This is a genomic window from Arthrobacter sp. MMS18-M83 (genome assembly GCF_026683955.1).
Classification (GTDB): domain Bacteria; phylum Actinomycetota; class Actinomycetes; order Actinomycetales; family Micrococcaceae; genus Arthrobacter.
In genome coordinates this window covers 2,649,806-2,666,838 of sequence record NZ_CP113343.1, presented here as the reverse complement: position 1 = coordinate 2,666,838, position 17,033 = coordinate 2,649,806, and the positions used below count along the sequence as shown (strand labels likewise).

Genomic DNA, 17,033 nt, shown 5'->3' with positions numbered 1-17,033 from the left:
CACTTGTTGAACGCGCCGGTGCCGCGCAGCGAGGCCCGGCGCCGTCACTTGGCCGGCGCCGCTGACGCTACGTCCAGGTTCAGTTCCGTGACATTGACCGAGGGCTGCCCCAGGAAGGCCTCAAGCCCAGTGACCGTGCGCCGGTCCACCATGGCCTGCACCGTGTCAGGACTCAGCCCGTGCGCCTTGGCCACCCTGGTCACCTGGAGGCGGGCGTAGGCCACTGAGATCTGCGGATCCAGGCCGGAACCACTCGCCGTCACGGCGTCGGCGGGGACGTCTGATTCCTTGACCCCCTCGGCGTCGGCGATAGCGGCGCGATTGGCCTTGACGGCGTCGAGCAGTTTGGGATCGTTGGGTCCCAGGTTGCTGGCAGTGGACGCCCCCGGGTCCCACTTGGCCGCCGAGGGGCGGGCATGGAACCACAGCTTGTTCTGGGTGCCGGCTTCATCGGCTACGACCTGCGCGATCAGCGCCGAGGCGGCTGGACGGCCGGCCGAGTCTTTCACGATGGAGCCATTGGCCTGGAACGGCGCAACAGCCTGGCCGATACCGAAAATCGCCAGCGGGTAGATCAATCCGAGGACAACGGTGGCGAGGAGCAGGAACCGCAGTGCCGTTCCTGCTTGCCGAAGATAGCCGGGAAAGGTGTTCATGGTGACTCCTAGCCGATGCCGGGGATGAAGGAAATGAGAACGTCGATGAGCTTGATCCCGATGAAAGGTGCCACAAGGCCTCCGAGGCCATAGATCGCCAGGTTCCTGGCCAAGGCCTGCGTCGCCGAGACTGCCCGGTATTTGACGCCGCGCAAGGCGAGCGGAACCAAGGCAATGATGATCAGGGCGTTGAAGATCACGGCGGACAAGATGGCCGACGACGGCGAGGACAGGCCCATGATGTTCAAGAGGCCGAGCCCCGGAAACGCCGCCGTGAACAATGCTGGAACGATCGCGAAGTACTTTGCGACGTCGTTCGCGACCGAGAAAGTGGTCAGGGCACCGCGGGTGATGAGCAACTGTTTGCCGATTCCCACAATGTTGATGAGCTTGGTGGGATCCGAATCCAAATCCACCATGTTCGCGGCTTCCTTGGCTGCCGGAGTGCCTGAGTTCATGGCGACGCCGACGTCCGCCGCGGCGAGCGCGGGGGCATCGTTGGTGCCGTCGCCGGTCATGGCCACCAGCCGGCCCTGCGCCTGTTCGTCCTTGATGACTGCGAGTTTGTCTTCAGGGGTGGCTTCGGCGACGAAATCGTCGACGCCTGCCTCGGCGGCGATCGCCTTCGCCGTAATGGGGTTGTCGCCCGTGATCATCACCGTCCGGATGCCCATCCGCCGTAGTTCGGCGAAACGGGCGTGCATGCCCGGCTTGACCACATCGGCCAGATGGATAGTGCCCAGGACCCGGGCTCCGCCGTCGTGCCCGACGCCGGCCACCAACAGTGGGGTGCCACCCTGGGCCGAGATCTCCCGCACTTTGCGGTCCACCTCGACGGGTGTCTGACCGCCGGCGTCTGCGACAAACTTTGCGACGGCGGTTGCGGCGCCCTTGCGGATCTTCCGTCCGTCGAGGTCCAGGCCGCTCATGCGCGTGCTCGCGCTGAACTCGACAACCGCGAAGTCCTCCGATCCCTTCAGGAGCGCAGCGAGGTCCGGGCCGCTGACACCCTTTTCTGTTGCAAGCTCCACGATCGAACGTCCTTCGGGCGTCTCGTCGGCCAGGCTGGAGAGCCGGGCCGCTTCGATGAGTTCGGTTCGCCCGACGTCGAGGGCAGGGAAGAAATCAACCGCGCGCCGGTTCCCGTAGGTGATGGTGCCGGTCTTGTCGAGCAGGAGCGTGGTGATGTCTCCAGCGGTCTCCACGGCACGGCCGGAGGTGGCCAACACGTTGTGCTGCACAAGGCGGTCCATGCCCGCGATGCCGATTGCCGGCACCAACGCCCCGATGGTCGTCGGGATCAGGCAAACCAAGAGCGCCACCAAGACGATCGGCGATGGCGTTGCGCCCGCGAGGGACGCGAACGGTGCCAGGCTCATGGTGACCGCCAGGAACACGATAGTCAGGGAGACAAGGAGGACGTGGAGTGCGATTTCGTTGGGCGTCTTCTGCCTGACGGCGCCTTCCACGAGCTTGATCATCCGGTCGATGAACGTCTCGCCGGCTTCCGCCGTGATGCGGATGGCGATCCGGTCCGAGAGGACCTTAGTGCCCCCGGTCACCGAAGAACGGTCGCCGCCCGATTCACGAATGACAGGCGCCGATTCACCGGTAATCGTGGATTCGTCCACGCTCGCCAAGCCTTCGATGATCTCACCATCGGAGGGGATGACATCCCCGGCTTCGCAGATGACGACGTCGTTCTTCCGCAATTCAGTTCCCGGCACCTCCTTGAGGGTGCCGTCGGCCTGGCGGAGCCTGGCGACAACGCCTTTCCTGCTGGCCCGTAGGCTGTCTGCTTGGGCCTTGCCGCGGCCCTCAGCAATGGCTTCCGAGAGGGTTCCGAAGAGCACCGTCAGCCAAAGCCAGATCGTCACCGAGATGCCGAACACGGCCGGCTTGAGAATGCAGATGGCTGTGCAGAGGGCAGCCCCCACGAGCACGGTGAACATCACCGGAGAGTGGATCATCTGGCGTGGCCCCAGTTTCCGCACGGCAACCGGCAGCGCGGAACGGATGCTGGCAAGGTCCAGTTTGGCTGGCGCCTTGGTGTGATGCTTGTGCTCCCCGGGAGTGCCCAGGGGATTGCCGTCTGCGTAGGTCTGGGCGGCGGTGTCCTTGGCGAATGCCGTGCCGGACTTGGTCATTTGAGGAGTCCTTCTGCGAGGGGGCCCAGGGCGAGGGCCGGGAAGTAGCTCAAGGCGGTCATGATCACTGTGACGCTGAGCAAGAGGGAGCCGAAGAGCCAGCCATGGGTGGGGACGGTTCCGGAGGATGCCGGGATCTTGGGTTGTTTCGCCAGGGAACCGGCCAGGGCCAACACCAGCACGATGGGCAGATAGCGGCCCAGCAGCATGGCGATTCCCATCATCGCGGACAGGTAGGGGCCGGAGGTGGTGATCCCGGCGAAAGCGGAGCCGTTGTTGTTGGCTCCGGACGTGAAGGCATAGAGCACTTCACTGAACTGGTGCGGACCGGAGGCCGGCGCGTTGGCCACGGCGTCCGGGAGCAGGACCGTGACTCCGGCCGTGGCCAGCACGACAACGGGCGTCACCAAGATGTACATCGCCGCGAGCTTCATTTCCCGGGGTCCGATTTTCTTGCCCAGGAATTCCGGAGTGCGGCCCACCATGAGCCCGGCGATGAACACCGAGACAATCGCGAGGATGAGCAGGCCATAGAGCCCTGATCCCGTGCCGCCGGGGGCCACTTCACCGAGCATCATGTTCACCATGGCGACGCCGCCGGCCAAGGGCGGCAGGGAATCGTGGGCAACATTGATGGCCCCGGTGGAAGTCAGCGTGGTGGCCGTGGCAAAGATTGAGCTTTGGGCGGCGCCGAAGCGCTGCTCGAAGCCTTCCCCCAAACCTCCGGCAGCAGCGGTTGCCGTTCCCTGTGCGGAGGCAACGGCCCAGCCCATCAATGCCGTCGAGCTCAACCAGAGCGTGCCCATGACCGCGGCTACCGTGTAGCCCTGCCGCTGGTCCCCGACCATACGGCCATAGGCGTACGGCAAAGCAAAGGGGATGAGCAGGATCAAGAAGACCTGGAACATGCTGATGAAGACGTTCGGGTTCTCGAACGGGTGCGCCGAGTTGGCATTGAAGTAACCGCCGCCGTTGGTTCCCAGGATCTTGATGGCTTCCTGGGAGGCCACTGGCCCACCAGGGATGGTCTGGGTGACACCTGTCGCCTGGTTGACGACGTCGGTTGACCAGAAATTCTGCACCACACCGCCAATCACCATCACGATGGCCGCGAGCGCAGCCATCGGGAGAAGTACACGGAACGAGGTGCGGGCAAGATCCACCCAGAAATTCCCCAACCTGTCCGTCCGGGTCCGCGCGATGCCACGGATCAGAGCGACCACCACTACGATTCCGACGGCGGCAGAGAGGAAGTTCTGCACGGCAAGCAGGCACATCTGCACGAAGATGCCCATGGTGGTCTCTGGGGTGTACGTCTGCCAATTGGTGTTCGTGGCAAAGGAGATGGCCGTGTTCATGGCCGTCCAAGGATCTACGCCAGGCAGGGAATTGTTCCCGGGCAGGACGCCTTGCAGCCGCTGGAGCAGGAACACCACCAGGATGGAGACGGCGGAGAAGACCAAGACGCTGCGCAGGTAAACGGACCAGCTCTGTTCCGCGCCCACATCCACCCCGGCCAGCCTGTAGAACAGCCGCTCCGCACGGGTTGACTTCTTGCCCTCAAACACGCCGGCGAGATAAATGCCCAGCGGCTTGTGTATCAAGACCAGCAGCAAGAGCAGAATGGCCACCTGGGTGGCGAAGGAGGCAATGCTGAAAACCATCCGGAATCACCACTTTTCCGGGTGGATCAAGACGGCCAACAGGTAGCCGAAGAGACACAGGCCTGCAATGAACAGGACCAACCACATCACGGCGTCCGCGCTCATTGCCCGTTCACCGGCCCGTCGCCGTCGACAATTTTGCCCAAAAGGTGGGCTATCCACATCACGATCCCCATGGACACCACGAAGATCCCCACAACAGCCACGTCGGCCACTGGAACGTCCTTTCATCCGCGCCCCGTTTGCGGGGCTGATGCCAGTCAACTCCTCGGCAGGCGGCGAAAAGCGGTTCCTGATGGTTCCTTAACACGGCATGGCCGAATCTTGACGGCTTCTTAACAGGTGCAGCGTGGATTCCGGGGCCATGGCCGTTAAGGATTCATCAAGATCCCCTTCAACCAGCAAATAGACCTGCAATCGGTGCTATCTTCAGCAATGATCGCGGTGCTGCGCGTCGCGCGGAAAGGACACCATGACTACCTTGAGCAGGCCGCCAGCTGATCCTTCGGCACCAAGGCCCGGGGGCATGGCCTCCTTGCGGACTTGGCTGCTGTTCGGACTGCAGGACTCCAAAGGATCGCACCAGGGCCCCGGCGCGGTGGGCGATGCCCATCTGAAGAAGCACTCGTGGTGGCAGGTCATGTGCCTCACCGGCGTCGACTATTTCTCCAGCCTGGGTTACGCGCCGGCGATTGCAGTATTGGCAGCGGGGGTGATTTCCCCGATCGCCACCTTAGTCCTGGTTGGCCTCACTTTGCTTGGCGCCCTTCCGGTCTACCACCGGGTTGCGGGCGAAAGCCCCCGCGGTGAGGGATCAATCGCCATGTTGGAGCGCCTGATGCCGCGCTGGACCGGCAAATTCTTCGTCCTGGTGCTGCTGGGCTTCGCCGCGACCGACTTCATGATCACCATGACCCTATCCGCAGCAGATGCCACTGCCCACCTGATCCAGAACCCGATTGCGCCCGGCTGGTTGCAAGGCCAAAATGTCGCGGTCACGCTGTTCCTGCTAGCACTACTCGCCGCCGTATTCCTGCGAGGATTCAAGGAAGCGATCGGGGTCGCCGTTGCCCTCGTCGTCCTTTATCTGGGCTTGAACGTCGTGCTCGTGGTGGTCACACTGGCTGAAGTCGTTGCCCATCCCGCAGCCGTCACCGACTGGTGGACGGCGCTGTCCACTTCCCATGGAAACCCGCTGATGGTGGTCGGCATTGCCTTGGTGGTTTTCCCCAAACTGGCGCTAGGCATGTCCGGCTTCGAGACCGGCGTCGCTGTCATGCCGCAGATCAAAGGGGCCCTCGGCGACACCGAAGACAATCCCGTTGCCCGCATCAAGGGCGCCCGGAGACTGCTCACCTCAGCCGCTGTGATCATGAGTTCGTTCCTGCTTGCCACCAGCTTCATCACGGTGGTGCTGATCCCGGAGCAGGAATTCCAGCCCGGCGGCCAGGCCGACGGCCGCGCCTTGGCATTCTTGGCACACCAGTACCTTGGGGTGGGGTTCGGCACCGTCTACGACCTGAGCACCATCGCCATCCTCTGGTTCGCAGGCGCCTCCGCCATGGCCGGCCTGCTGAACCTTGTGCCCCGCTACCTCCCCCGCTACGGAATGGCTCCGGAGTGGGCCAAAGCAGTGCGTCCGCTGGTCTTGGTGTTCACTCTCATCGGGTTCCTGATCACTTTCCTGTTCAACGCCGACGTCGACGCCCAGGGTGGTGCGTATGCGACCGGCGTGTTGGTGCTGATGACCTCGGCAGCCGTGGCGGTGACCCTCTCGGCCCGCCGCTTGAGGCAGCGCAAGCGCACGGTCGGATTCGGGATCATCGCAGTGGTCTTCGTCTACACCACCATCGCCAACATGTTCGAGCGTCCCGAAGGCATCCGGATCGCCGCGATCTTTATCGTGGGGATCATCGTGATCTCCCTGCTTTCCCGGGTCCGGCGCTCCTTTGAGCTGCACGCCACCCACGTCCACCTGGACCGCCAGGCACTGGAATTCATGTCCACCAATCTGAGCGGCCCGATCGCGCTCATCGCCCACGAACCCCTCCGCCTCACCGCGGAGGCGTACCGGGACAAACTCACGTCAGCCATCGAGGTCAGCCACATTCCGGTCGACTACCAGGCGCTCTTCCTGGAAGTGATCGTGGACGATTCTTCCGACTTCGAAACCGCACTTGAAGTCCGTGGTGTCACGCGCCACGGACATCAGATCCTGGAAGTGCACGGACCCGTGGTCCCCAACACCATCGCCTCGGTGCTCCTGCATATCCGGGACGTGACGGGCCTCATGCCGCACATCTACTTCCGCTGGACTGAAGGCAACCCGGTCATCAATCTCCTGCGCTTCCTGTTCCTCGGCGAAGGTGAGATCGCCCCGGTAACCCGCGAAGTCCTTCGTGAAGCCGAACCCGATATCACACGGCGCCCCTGGGTCCACGTCGGCTGACCACGGCGGAGGGTCTTTTCCGTCTACTACGATCGGCCGTCGTCGAGGCTGGAGGCTTGGCGATTCGGCGCGTGGGGGTCGATCTCCACGTAATAGATCGCGCCGGCGCCGAGCGCCCGGAACCGATGCGTAGCATGGCGGACGGGCCGGTAGTCGTGTCCGAAGGGGTCGTGCACCGTCGCCCGTTCGAGGTGATCGAGTCCGGCGAGGAAGCCATCGACTTCCTTGAGCGTCGCCGGGCGCGTTTCTTCGCCGTCGACGTCCAGGACCCAGGTGTCGCTTTCCCTCGTGCCTCGTTCAAGGGAAAGCGTCTCAAACAGCCCGGTCAGGAGGGCCTCCCGGGTGGCTGGGAAGAAGCGGTGCAAGCGATGGGCCTGCGGTGTCCGGTGTTGGTTGCTCGTCCAAGCCTGGCGGAGCCAGCCGAACTCCACGGGGCCGAGCGAGGGGCCAAGGCAGAGGTTCCTGTCCTTATCCAGTGTCAGACGATAGTCGTGGCCGGCCCGATCGAGAATGCAGGCAGCTTCGTCAACGTACTCCAAGTCTTCGAGCATGGCGGTCTCGGACGGATAGTAGGTGAACTCGCCGATGTCATCGACCACGACGTAGTCTTTCGGGCGCGGCTGCGGAGCCGTGCCAGGGACAGATTCGTCGGGAGCCGTGCCAGGGACAGATTCGTCGGGAGCCGTCCCCTTGGTTATGACGATGCGTTTCATGGTGAATCCAGCTCCTGTAGAGGGCTCGTCCAAAACCCGCCGGGCCACGGGTTTCTCCCTTTCATCAGATCACCGAACAGGTCAGCAGCTATGGGTCTTAATGGTTTCCATACGCCGGCCAGCGGAGATTTAGCACTTCTTAATGAGCCTGGCTCAAGCTTTGGCACGTTATAGGGGACCCGAAGACTGTTGGCGGGTGGTCACGCAGGGTTGCGGCCCAGGATCATGCTTCGTTTGAAGTATTCGTAGAGGCCGTCGAACACCGTACCGGTGATCCCCAGGACGGTGTCGTCGTCCAGTGCCAAGGACAGGCCCCGGATGATGATGTCCAGGCCGGGGGCGGCGGGGGCGTCGACGAACACGAAGTCCGCGGCGGGGTCGATCATCCGGCGAATCAGCCAGGCGCAGCCTGCCCGGTCGACGTGCATTCCCGACCTCGTGGCCCACTTCATCGGGTACCTCTGGCCGGAACCCTTTCGGCGGCGGCGGTGTTCTCGGTCAGGGTGTCGCGCGGGGCGAGGACCCCTGCGATGGCTTCGGCGGCGAGGGCACGTTCAGGCGGCGGGAAGTAGTCGCGGCGGTTGATTTTCCGCAGCTGTGCGCGCAAGCGTTTCGCGGTCCGGACCCGTGCGGCTTCTTCGAGCCAGAGAGCCTCCCGGGCGTCGTCGGCCAGGGCCAGGTATTCCTGCCGTCGTTCCTGGGCCATGGCTTCGGCGATGCTCCGTTCCAGGGCTTTCGAGGCGGGCTGACCGAGCCAGACGGCCGCCGTGCCCCCGTGGTCCGTGATGTCCCCGGCGATCCAGTCGAAATGCTCGCGGGTCCGTGCGTCGGCGGGCAGGGCCACCAGCCCATCGCCGAGCTGCGCCACGCCCAGGGCCTGGAGCCGCCGCCAGACCGCCACCCTGGGGCTCGAGGGCACCCGCGGGATCCGGTAGTTGAGCAGGACCCAGCCGCCGGGTATCAGTGGTTCACTCTTCACCCTAGAATTGTAACCGTGGTTACCTTGAACTGGTATGGTTCAGTCCGGACGCGCTGTACGCGCCCTTCACGGCCTCAGGAGAAGACATGATTTCGCCCTTGCTCATTGTGATCTCCGCGATTATTGCGGCCGCCGCGGTGGCCCTTGCCTCCCGTTTTGCGCGCTGGCCGGCTGCCAATCTGGTTGCCGCCGCGGCAGGCACCCTTGTGGCCGTCATCGCCTGGCGGGTACTGGCCAACATACTGCTCCTGAACGAGGACTTCATGCCCGCCGTCAGCGTCGGGGACGCGGTGTGCCTGATCGCCGGCGGACTTCCCCCGGCTGTTGTTGCCGTCCTCGACCGGAGCCTTCCGCGCAAGGCCGCCCCGGTCCTTGCCGGTGCCCTGGTCGCGTTCATCGTCAACGTCGTCATCCTCTGACCGGAACGGAGCAGCGCAGCCCGTGAACCCTGAAGCCTTGCCGGAACAGGAACCCGTACCGTTCCGCCGATTCGTGTTCTACTTCCTGCGGCTGGGAACTATCGGGTTCGGCGGGCCGATCGCCACCGTCGGGTACATGCAAAGGGACCTGGTCGAACAGCGCGGTTGGATCGACCGGAAGGACTTCCTCGACGGGGTTGCCCTGGGCCAGACGATGCCCGGCCCCCTCGCAGCCCAGGTGGCCATGTGGATCGGATACCTTCAACGCGGAGCTTGGGGAGCGTTCGCCGTCGCCGCGGCGTTCATCGCCCCGTCCTTCGCGATTGTGGTGGCCGTCGGCGCGCTCTACGCCGAATTCTCAGGGCTCGGGATCGTCCAGGCCCTCTTCTACGGCATCGCCCCCGCAGTCATGGCAATCATCACGATCGCCGCTTATAAACTCCTGAAGCTCACGGACCGGCGGGACTGGAGGCTCTGGGCGATCAGCGGCGTCGTTTTCGCCGTGACGGCGCTGACCGGATCCGAACCCATCCCGCTGATCCTGGGCGCCGGGCTGGCGATCCTGCTGCTGGACGCGCGCCCGAAATTGCGCTGGCCCCGATTGCGCCACCGCGCCCCCAAGCCGCCCGCCGGGCCGGAACCTCCGGCTTCACAGGCACTCCTGCTGCCCCTGGCGTTGTTGGCCGCCCCCGTCGCCGCGGGCGGAACACTGCTGGCCCTGGGACTGTTCTTCCTCCAGACCGGGGCTCTGGTCTTCGGTTCCGGCCTGGCGATAGTGCCCCTGCTGCGTGACGGCGTCGTCGCCCAGCACCACTGGCTGGACCAGGGCCAGTTCCTCGACGCCGTCGCAATGGGCCTGATCACACCAGGCCCCGTGGTGATCACCGCGGGCTTCATCGGCTACCTCGTCGCCGGTTTTCCGGGGGCCGTCGTCGCCACCGTGGGGATATTCACCCCGATCTACCTCGCCGTCGTCCTGCCGGGACGCTGGTTCATCCGCCACCGCGACAACAAACAAGTCAAAGCTTTCGTCGCCGGCGCCACCGCCGCGGCGGCGGGAGCCCTCTCCGGAGCCGTCGTCATTCTCACCCGGGAGGCCGTCACCGACTGGACCACCGCGGCCATCGCCCTGGCCTCCCTCGGTCTGCTCTGGCGCTTCAAAATCAATGAACCCTACATCGTCCTTGCCGCCGGCCTCATCGGCCTCCTCCTACACCGCTGACGGCCTTATCCTGCTCGGGGACCCGAGGCGCCGTGGATTCGCGGACCACGAGGTGCGTGGCAAGTTCCACCCTGCGTGAATCCACCGCATCGCCTCGCATTTGCCGCAGCACGAACCGCAAGGCGGCGCGGCCCATCTCCTGCAGCGGCTGGGACACAGATGTCAGGGGAGGCACCGATTCTTCCGCCTGGTAGGTGCCGTCAAAACCGACCACACTAATGTCCTCGGGGATGCGGATCTTTTGCCGACGCGCCTCGGCGAGGACTCCCAAAGCGATGCTGTCGCTTGCGGCGAAGATCGCAGTTGGGCGCTCTTCAAGCTGAAGCAGGGTCTTCATTCCCGCCACACCGCTCTCGGACCGGAAAGGCCCTGACAGGATGTAGCGCTCCTCGACCGGCACACCGTTCGCCATCAGTGCGGCCATGTAGCCGTGAAGCCGCGCTTGGTTGCATTCCGCGGCTTCCGGCCCGCCCAGGTAGGCGATTCGCCGGTGACCCAGATCCAGTAAATGGGCCGTGGCAGACTTGCCGCCCGCCCAGTTGCTGGCGCCCACGCTGACCACGTCATCCGGCGGCGGGTTGAGCGGGTCAATGACAACGATGGGTATGTGCCGCCGTCGGAATGGATCCAACTGAGCCGAACTGAAGGCCGAGGTCACCACGATCATGCCGCTGCGCCCCTCGTCGATGATCCGCTGGGCCCGTTGCTCCGGGCTAAGTGTCGACGCACCTTGTTGGCCCGTGATGTTGAGGAGGACTTCGACGTCGGATGCGGCCGCGTGCTCCAGCACGCCATTGAGCACTTCCACTCCATACGCCGAGTTCAAGGTGTCCAGCACTACCTCCACCACGGGCCGCCGGCCAGCGATGTTTTTTCGCTGAAGCGGTGACTTGTACCCCGTCCGCTCCAAGGCAGTCAGAACCTTGGCGCGAGTGGCGGCGGCAACGTCCTCGCGCCCGTTGACTACCTTCGAGACCGTCGGCATCGAGACGCCCGCCTCCCGCGCAATCGCGGCCAATGTCAGCTTGGCCGGGCGTTCATTGCTGGCCATGACTCCCCTACTCTTTCGAAATATTTCGGTCCCACAAGTCTGGGCGTCAACGCCAGCAGAGTCAATCATCATTTCGTAAAAGAGTTGAACTTTATGCCAGAAAGTCCTTGACGGTGACGCAGGCCACAGCTAAATTTGCTTGACGGACCGAAAGTAATGTCGAAATATTTCGACGAATCCGCAAAGCGTACTCAGTGTCAGCGGCAGTGCAGCCTCATACCTGAAGGCCGGACTCCCGAAACCAATAGCCGGGCAATCAGCGTCGAGCCCGGAGGACGAATGGAAATGCAAATGGTAAAACTCACGTTGCGTTCAGCAGCGATCGCCGTCACTGCTGCGGCCGTGTCACTCTCCCTCGCTGCCTGTGGTTCCAGCGGACCGGCCGGTTCGGCGGGCAACGCCGATTCGACCACCATGTGGGGCCTTACGGGCGGCAACCAGCCCGTGCTCCAGAAGTCCATCGACGCGTGGAACAAAGCTCACCCGGATGAGGCCATCAAGCTCGACTTCTTCGCGAACGACGCGTACAAGACCAAGGTCCGCACCGCCGTCGGCGCTGGCCAGGGACCTACCTTCATCTATGGGTGGGGCGGCGGAGTCTTGAAGTCCTACGTCGACTCCGGCCAGGTGGCCGACATGTCCGATTTCATCGGGTCAAACCCGGACGTCAAGAGCCGCTACCTTCCGTCCGTGCTCAAGAATGGCGTGATCAACGGCAAGACCTATGCCCTGCCGAACAACAACGTGCAGCCGGTCGTCCTGTATTTCAACAAGGAAATCTTCGACAAGATCGGCGCACAAGCCCCCAAGACCTGGGATGAGCTGATGGCGCTGGTGCCGAAGTTCAAAGCAGCCGGTATTGCCCCCTTCTCCCTGGGTGGCCAGTCCAAGTGGCCTGACCTGATGTGGCTCGAATACCTTGTTGAGCGCATCGGCGGACCCGACGCCTTCGCGAACATCGCCGCGAACAAGCCCGGCGCCTGGTCCGATCCCGCCGTCAAGGAAGCCCTGACCAAGATCCAGGAACTGGTTGACGCCGGCGGATTCGTGAACGGCTTCTCCTCCATCGCTGCCGACAGCAACGCCGACCAGGCGCTCCTCTACACCGGCAAGGCCGCCATGATCCTGCAGGGCGGCTGGATCTACCAGGGCATGAAGAAGGACGCAGCGGACTTCGTCAAGAGCGGCAAGCTGGGCTACATCACGTTCCCGAGCGTTTCCGGAGGCAAGGGCGATCCGGCCAACGTGGTGGGCAACCCTTCCAACTTCTGGTCGATCTCCTCCAAGGCCACTGACAGCCAGAAGAAGGCTGCGCTCGACTACGTCAAGAGCGGAATGTTCACCGACGCTGACACCCAGGCCCTGATCGATTCCGGAGCCGTTCCCGTGACCACGGGCATCGAGAGCAAGCTGGCAGCATCGCCGGACAAGGACTTCTTGAGCTACGTGTACGGCATGGCCAAGAACGCCCCGAGCTTCACCCTCTCCTGGGACCAGGCCCTCAGCCCCGCACAGGGAGACGCCATGCTGGCGAACCTGGACCAGATCTTCCTGAAGAAGATCAGCCCCGATCAGTTCGTCACAACCATGAACGCAACGATCGGAAAGTAACCAGTGTCCATCTCAACCGGTTCTTCCCGGCGGGTCCTTGAAAAGGGCCCGTCGGGGTGGCTGGCCGCACCAGCCCTCGTTTTCTTCCTCCTGTTCGCCATCCTCCCGCTCCTTGGCGTGCTCTTCCTGAGCTTCACCAAATGGGATGGGCTGGGCGAAATCAAGCTGGACGGCTTGTCGAGCTGGACCACGGTCCTAACCGATCCCGTCACCGGTAACGCGCTGTTGGTCACCGCCAAGATCATGTTCTTCTCGTTCATCGTCCAGGCGCCCATCAGCCTACTGCTGGGCGTGTTCACGTCCGCTTCCCAGAAATACCGCGCAGCCCTCGCGGTCTTGTACTTCGTGCCGCTGCTGCTTTCCTCGGCTGCCGTCGCCATCGCGTACAAGGCCCTGTTGGACCCGAACTTCGGCCTTGGCCCGGGCTTGGGCCTTCCGTTCCTTGCCCAGGACTGGCTCGGCAACTCGGATCTGGTGCTTTTCGTGGTCGTCTTTGTCATCGCCTGGCAGTTCGTCCCGTTCCACACGCTCATCTACCAAGGCGGCGTACGCCAGATCCCGGCGTCGCTCTACGAAGCGGCCCAAATTGACGGTGCAGGACGCATGCAACAGTTCTTCGCCATCACCTTGCCCCAGTTGAAGTACACCATCATCACGTCCTCCACCCTCATGGTGGTCGGCTCGCTGGCCTACTTCGACCTCGTCTTCGTCCTCACGGGCGGCGGACCCGGGTACGCCACGCGGCTGCTGCCGCTGCACATGTACCTGACGGGCTTCAAGGCGAACGACATGGGAGCTGCCAGTGCCCTGGGCGTCATCCTCGTGGTGATCGGCCTTGCGCTGGCCCTGATCCTGCAAAGACTCGGTGGCAAGAACCGCAACGCAAGCCAATTGGAAGGTGCCTGATGGCTTCCACAACCCAACTTCCCGTACCTCCGGCAAGGCGCGCCGCGCTAAGCGACAAGCAAGACCACAAGCATGGCCCCCGGTCAAAACGGACCAAGGGACCAGGACGCTTCCGTCCTAACTATCTGGGCGGCTTGGGCGGTTGGTTGTGGCTGGCGGTCATCATCGTTCCTATCTACTACGTCGTGGTCACCAGCCTGAAGAACCAGGCAGGCTTCTTTACCTCGAACCCGATGATGCCGCCAAGCGAGCCGACGCTGGACAACTACAAGCTGGTGCTCGAGAACGACTTCGCGATGTACTTCGTCAACAGCCTGATCGTCACAGTGGGCAGCGTTGTGCCGGCACTCTTCGTCTCGTTCATGGCTGCCTACGCGATCGTTCGCGGTAAGGGCCGCTTCCTGGCTTGGACAAACAACACGTTCCTCCTGGGCCTGGCGATTCCGCTCCACGCCACGATCATCCCCATCTACTGGATGATCACCAAAGCGCATCTCTACGACACCTTGTTGGCGCTGATCCTCCCGTCCATCGCGTTCGCCATTCCCATTTCGGTCCTCATCCTGAGCAACTTCATGCGGGATGTCCCCAACGAGCTGTTCGAGTCCATGCGGCTCGACGGCTGCTCGGACTGGGCCATGATGTGGCGACTCGCGCTGCCCATGACGCGGCCCGCCGTCGTGACCGTCGGCATTTACAACGCGCTCGGCGTCTGGAACGGCTTCCTCTTCCCGCTGATCCTGACCCAAAGCCCGTCCACCCGCGTGCTTCCGCTGTCCTTGTGGACGTTCCAGGGCGAATTCAGCGTCAACATCCCCGCCGTGCTGGCTTCGGTGGTGCTCGCGACCTTGCCGCTGCTGGTGATCTATGTTGTGGCCCGCCGCCAGCTGCTCAGCGGACTGACCGCCGGATTCAGCAAGTAGCTGCTGCACTGTGAATAGCACGAAAGGAAACACAATGACTACCGCAAAGCCCTTGCGCGTCGGCATGGTCGGCTACTCGTTCATGGGCGCCGCCCACTCCCACGCCTGGCGGACTGCGCCGAGGTTCTTCGATCTCCCGCTGGACCCCCAGCTCACCGCCCTTTCCGGCCGGAACGACGACGGCGTCCGGGCCGCCGCGCGCAAGCTCGGCTGGGGATCCGTGGAGACGGATTGGCGCCGGCTCCTCGAGCGGGACGACATCGACCTGATCGACATCTGCACCCCGGGCAACACGCATGCCGAGATCGCGATCGCGGCCCTTGAAGCCGGCAAGCACGTGCTCTGCGAAAAGCCGCTGGCCAATTCGGTGGCGGAAGCAGAGCGCATGACCGAAGCCGCGCAGGCCGCGGCCGAACGCGGAGTCTTATCGATGTGCGGGTTCAGCTACCGTCGCACGCCAGCTTTGGCCCTGGCCAAACGGATGGTCGAGCAGGGCCGGCTCGGAACCATCCGGCATGTGCGGGCGCAGTACCTGCAGGACTGGCTCAGTGACGAAAACGCTCCCATGACCTGGCGGCTGGACAAGTCGAAGTCGGGGTCGGGCTCCCTGGGCGACATTGGAGCGCACAGCATCGACGCCGCGCAGTGGGTCACCGGGCAGCAGATCACCGGTGTCTCCGCCCTCCTGGAAACCTTCGTCCACGAGCGCCCGCTGGGCGGTGACCTCGTGGGCCTCGGCGGCCATGGCGACGTCGGCGCCGATGCGCCCCGCGGCAGAGTCACTGTTGACGACGCCGCGATTTTCAGCGCAAGGTTCGACGGCGGCGCTACTTCGCCGGGCGCCGTCGGGGTTTTCGAGGCGACGCGCTTCGCCCTGGGACGCAAGAACGCCATGCGCCTGGAGGTCAATGGCACCAAAGCGTCGTTGGCTTTCGACTTTGAAGAGATGAACGTCTTGTCCTTCTATGACGCCGCAGAATCCCCCGACGCCGGATTCCGCCGGATCTTCGTCACCGAACCCGAACACCCCTACGCCGGCAATTGGTGGCCTACGGGCCATGGCCTCGGCTACGAGCACGGTTTCACGCACCAAGTGGTGGACCTCGTGACGGCGATCGGGGCAGGCGAGCAGCCCTCGCCGTCGTTCGCTGATGCATTGCAAGTGCAAAAGGTGCTGGCCGCCGTGGAAGGCAGCGCCGCAGAGTCCAGCCGCTGGCAGAAAGTCTAGGAGGGAACCACATGAAACGACCCATCACACTATTCACCGGCCAATGGGCCGACCTGCCCTTCGAAGAGGTCGCACGGCTCGCGGGCGAGTGGGGCTTCGACGGGCTGGAAATCGCCTGCTGGGGCGACCACCTGGACCCCTACCGTGCTTCCGTCGACGACGGTTACGTCAAGGAACGCCTGGACATCCTGGAGAGGAACGGCCTTAAGGTCTTCGCGATCGCCAACCACCTCACCGGCCAAGCGGTGTGTGATGACCCCATCGATGAACGCCACCGGGACATCCTGTCCGATGAGGTCTGGGGCAATGGCGACCCCGAAGGAGTGCGCCAACGCGCCGCACAGGCCATGAAGGACACGGCACGGGCCGCGGCACGCCTCGGCGTCAAGACCGTCACGGGATTCACGGGCTCCTCCATCTGGAAGGCCGTGGCCATGTTCCCGCCTGCCTCGGAGGCGATGATCGAACGCGGCTACCAGGATTTCTCGGACCGCTGGAACCCGATTCTCGACGTGTTCGACGAAGTGGGGGTCCGCTTCGCTTTGGAAGTGCACCCCTCCGAGATCGCCTACGACTACTGGACCGCGAAGCGCACGTTGGAAGCAGTATGCCACCGGGAGAGCTTCGGGCTGAATTTCGATCCATCCCACTTCATCTGGCAGGACCTGGATCCGGTGATGTTCCTTCAGGATTTCGCGCCGAAGATCTTCCATATGCACGTCAAGGAATCCATCCGCCAGCTCAATGGCCGCAATGGCCGGCTCGGATCCCACTTGCCGTGGGCCGATCCGCGGCGGGGCTGGGACTTCGTCACCGCAGGCCACGGAGACGTGAAATGGGAGCCGATCTTCCGCACCCTAAACGCCATCGGCTACGACGGGCCAACCAGCGTCGAGTGGGAAGACGCGGGCATGGACCGGCTCCTGGGGGCACCGCAATCCTTGGCCATGGTCCGGGAACTCGCCGCTATCGCCCCGCCGGTCGCCGCGTTCGACGCGGCCTTCTCAAGCCGCTGACCACCTGTATTTCTCGGCTGTCCGGCCGTATTTCTAAGCAAAGGAAACC

At 63.8% G+C, this 17,033-nt stretch carries 16 protein-coding genes; 8 read left to right on the top strand and 8 right to left on the bottom strand.

Features of this window, described 5'->3' with window-relative positions; all coding sequences use genetic code 11:
- Positions 1–44: 44 nt before the first annotated feature.
- The 4 genes from kdpC to OW521_RS12545 are packed head-to-tail and all read right to left on the bottom strand — an operon-like array spanning position 45 to position 4,572.
- On the bottom strand, positions 45–656 hold the full coding sequence (gene kdpC / locus OW521_RS12560; RefSeq protein ID WP_268019972.1) for a K(+)-transporting ATPase subunit C: 612 nt from the start codon (positions 654–656) through the stop codon (positions 45–47).
- An 8-nt stretch (positions 657–664) separates the two neighbouring features.
- On the bottom strand, positions 665–2,803 hold the full coding sequence (kdpB, locus tag OW521_RS12555) for a potassium-transporting ATPase subunit KdpB (protein ID WP_268019971.1): 2,139 nt from the start codon (positions 2,801–2,803) through the stop codon (positions 665–667).
- Positions 2,800–4,467 carry a potassium-transporting ATPase subunit KdpA gene (kdpA, locus tag OW521_RS12550; protein WP_268019970.1) on the bottom strand — a complete coding sequence of 556 codons (1,668 nt, stop codon included), beginning with the start codon at positions 4,465–4,467 and terminating at the stop codon, positions 2,800–2,802. The genes kdpB and kdpA overlap by 4 nt, the downstream gene beginning before the upstream one ends.
- Positions 4,468–4,473: 6 nt before the next feature.
- The gene (locus OW521_RS12545; protein WP_078107172.1) at positions 4,474–4,572 is read right to left on the bottom strand and encodes a potassium-transporting ATPase subunit F; all 99 of its coding nucleotides are present in this window, start codon (positions 4,570–4,572) and stop codon (positions 4,474–4,476) included.
- Between the two features lie 367 nt (positions 4,573–4,939).
- On the opposite strand from OW521_RS12545, the gene OW521_RS12540 reads away from it, so the two are divergent.
- Positions 4,940–6,916 carry an amino acid transporter gene (locus tag OW521_RS12540; protein ID WP_268019969.1) on the top strand — a complete coding sequence of 659 codons (1,977 nt, stop codon included), beginning with the start codon at positions 4,940–4,942 and terminating at the stop codon, positions 6,914–6,916.
- Positions 6,917–6,942: 26 nt separating this feature from the next.
- On the opposite strand, the gene OW521_RS12535 is transcribed toward OW521_RS12540, so the two are convergent.
- The 3 genes from OW521_RS12535 to OW521_RS12525 form a co-directional block, all read right to left on the bottom strand.
- Positions 6,943–7,629, bottom strand: a complete 687-nt coding sequence (locus OW521_RS12535) for a hypothetical protein (protein ID WP_268019968.1) — start codon at positions 7,627–7,629, stop codon at positions 6,943–6,945.
- A gap of 200 nt (positions 7,630–7,829) precedes the next feature.
- Positions 7,830–8,081, bottom strand: a complete 252-nt coding sequence (locus OW521_RS12530) for a chromate resistance protein ChrB domain-containing protein (RefSeq protein WP_268019967.1) — start codon at positions 8,079–8,081, stop codon at positions 7,830–7,832.
- A complete protein-coding gene (locus OW521_RS12525; protein ID WP_268019965.1) occupies positions 8,078–8,608 on the bottom strand; it encodes a Chromate resistance protein ChrB in 531 nt (176 codons plus the stop codon). The genes OW521_RS12530 and OW521_RS12525 overlap by 4 nt, the downstream gene beginning before the upstream one ends.
- Before the next feature lie 86 nt (positions 8,609–8,694).
- On the opposite strand from OW521_RS12525, the gene OW521_RS12520 reads away from it, so the two are divergent.
- Positions 8,695–9,027, top strand: coding sequence for a hypothetical protein (locus OW521_RS12520; RefSeq protein WP_268019964.1), 333 nt, complete (start codon positions 8,695–8,697; stop codon positions 9,025–9,027).
- Between the two features lie 22 nt (positions 9,028–9,049).
- Positions 9,050–10,249: a chromate efflux transporter gene (gene chrA / locus OW521_RS12515; protein WP_268019963.1), complete on the top strand. Its 1,200-nt coding sequence runs from the start codon at positions 9,050–9,052 to the stop codon at positions 10,247–10,249.
- On the opposite strand, the gene OW521_RS12510 is transcribed toward chrA, so the two are convergent.
- Positions 10,224–11,300 (bottom strand): LacI family DNA-binding transcriptional regulator, encoded by a 1,077-nt coding sequence (locus OW521_RS12510; RefSeq protein WP_268019962.1) that lies wholly within the window; start codon positions 11,298–11,300, stop codon positions 10,224–10,226. The two genes, chrA and OW521_RS12510, sit on opposite strands and share 26 nt — an antisense overlap.
- A gap of 291 nt (positions 11,301–11,591) precedes the next feature.
- On the opposite strand from OW521_RS12510, the gene OW521_RS12505 reads away from it, so the two are divergent.
- Genes OW521_RS12505 through OW521_RS12485 form a run of 5 tightly spaced genes read left to right on the top strand, consistent with a single transcriptional unit; the run spans position 11,592 to position 16,984 of the window.
- Complete coding sequence (locus tag OW521_RS12505) at positions 11,592–12,911, top strand: extracellular solute-binding protein (RefSeq protein WP_268019961.1); 1,320 nt, start codon at positions 11,592–11,594, stop codon at positions 12,909–12,911.
- A 3-nt stretch (positions 12,912–12,914) separates the two neighbouring features.
- Positions 12,915–13,817 carry a carbohydrate ABC transporter permease gene (locus tag OW521_RS12500; RefSeq protein ID WP_268019960.1) on the top strand — a complete coding sequence of 301 codons (903 nt, stop codon included), beginning with the start codon at positions 12,915–12,917 and terminating at the stop codon, positions 13,815–13,817.
- Entirely contained in the window at positions 13,817–14,740 is a 924-nt protein-coding gene (locus tag OW521_RS12495; RefSeq protein ID WP_268019958.1) for a carbohydrate ABC transporter permease, read from the top strand. Before OW521_RS12500 ends, OW521_RS12495 begins: the two co-directional genes overlap by 1 nt.
- Before the next feature lie 34 nt (positions 14,741–14,774).
- Complete coding sequence (locus OW521_RS12490; RefSeq protein ID WP_268019957.1) at positions 14,775–15,968, top strand: Gfo/Idh/MocA family protein; 1,194 nt, start codon at positions 14,775–14,777, stop codon at positions 15,966–15,968.
- An 11-nt stretch (positions 15,969–15,979) separates the two neighbouring features.
- On the top strand, positions 15,980–16,984 hold the full coding sequence (locus OW521_RS12485) for a sugar phosphate isomerase/epimerase family protein (RefSeq protein WP_268019956.1): 1,005 nt from the start codon (positions 15,980–15,982) through the stop codon (positions 16,982–16,984).
- Positions 16,985–17,033: the final 49 nt, after the last annotated feature.

Bases quoted from the DNA above. Each gene is read 5' to 3' on its own strand.
- OW521_RS12530 (WP_268019967.1), bottom strand. From the start codon at position 8,081: ATGAAGTGGGCCACGAGGTCGGGAATGCACGTCGACCGGGCAGGCTGC.
- OW521_RS12520 (WP_268019964.1), top strand. From the start codon at position 8,695: ATGATTTCGCCCTTGCTCATTGTGATCTCCGCGATTATTGCGGCCGCC.
- kdpA (WP_268019970.1), bottom strand. From the start codon at position 4,467: ATGGTTTTCAGCATTGCCTCCTTCGCCACCCAGGTGGCCATTCTGCTC.
- kdpB (WP_268019971.1), bottom strand. From the start codon at position 2,803: ATGACCAAGTCCGGCACGGCATTCGCCAAGGACACCGCCGCCCAGACC.
- OW521_RS12540 (WP_268019969.1), top strand. From the start codon at position 4,940: ATGACTACCTTGAGCAGGCCGCCAGCTGATCCTTCGGCACCAAGGCCC.
- OW521_RS12510 (WP_268019962.1), bottom strand. From the start codon at position 11,300: ATGGCCAGCAATGAACGCCCGGCCAAGCTGACATTGGCCGCGATTGCG.
- OW521_RS12490 (WP_268019957.1), top strand. From the start codon at position 14,775: ATGACTACCGCAAAGCCCTTGCGCGTCGGCATGGTCGGCTACTCGTTC.
- OW521_RS12545 (WP_078107172.1), bottom strand. From the start codon at position 4,572: ATGAGCGCGGACGCCGTGATGTGGTTGGTCCTGTTCATTGCAGGCCTG.
- OW521_RS12495 (WP_268019958.1), top strand. From the start codon at position 13,817: ATGGCTTCCACAACCCAACTTCCCGTACCTCCGGCAAGGCGCGCCGCG.
- OW521_RS12535 (WP_268019968.1), bottom strand. From the start codon at position 7,629: ATGAAACGCATCGTCATAACCAAGGGGACGGCTCCCGACGAATCTGTC.
- OW521_RS12485 (WP_268019956.1), top strand. From the start codon at position 15,980: ATGAAACGACCCATCACACTATTCACCGGCCAATGGGCCGACCTGCCC.
- OW521_RS12505 (WP_268019961.1), top strand. From the start codon at position 11,592: ATGGTAAAACTCACGTTGCGTTCAGCAGCGATCGCCGTCACTGCTGCG.
- kdpC (WP_268019972.1), bottom strand. From the start codon at position 656: ATGAACACCTTTCCCGGCTATCTTCGGCAAGCAGGAACGGCACTGCGG.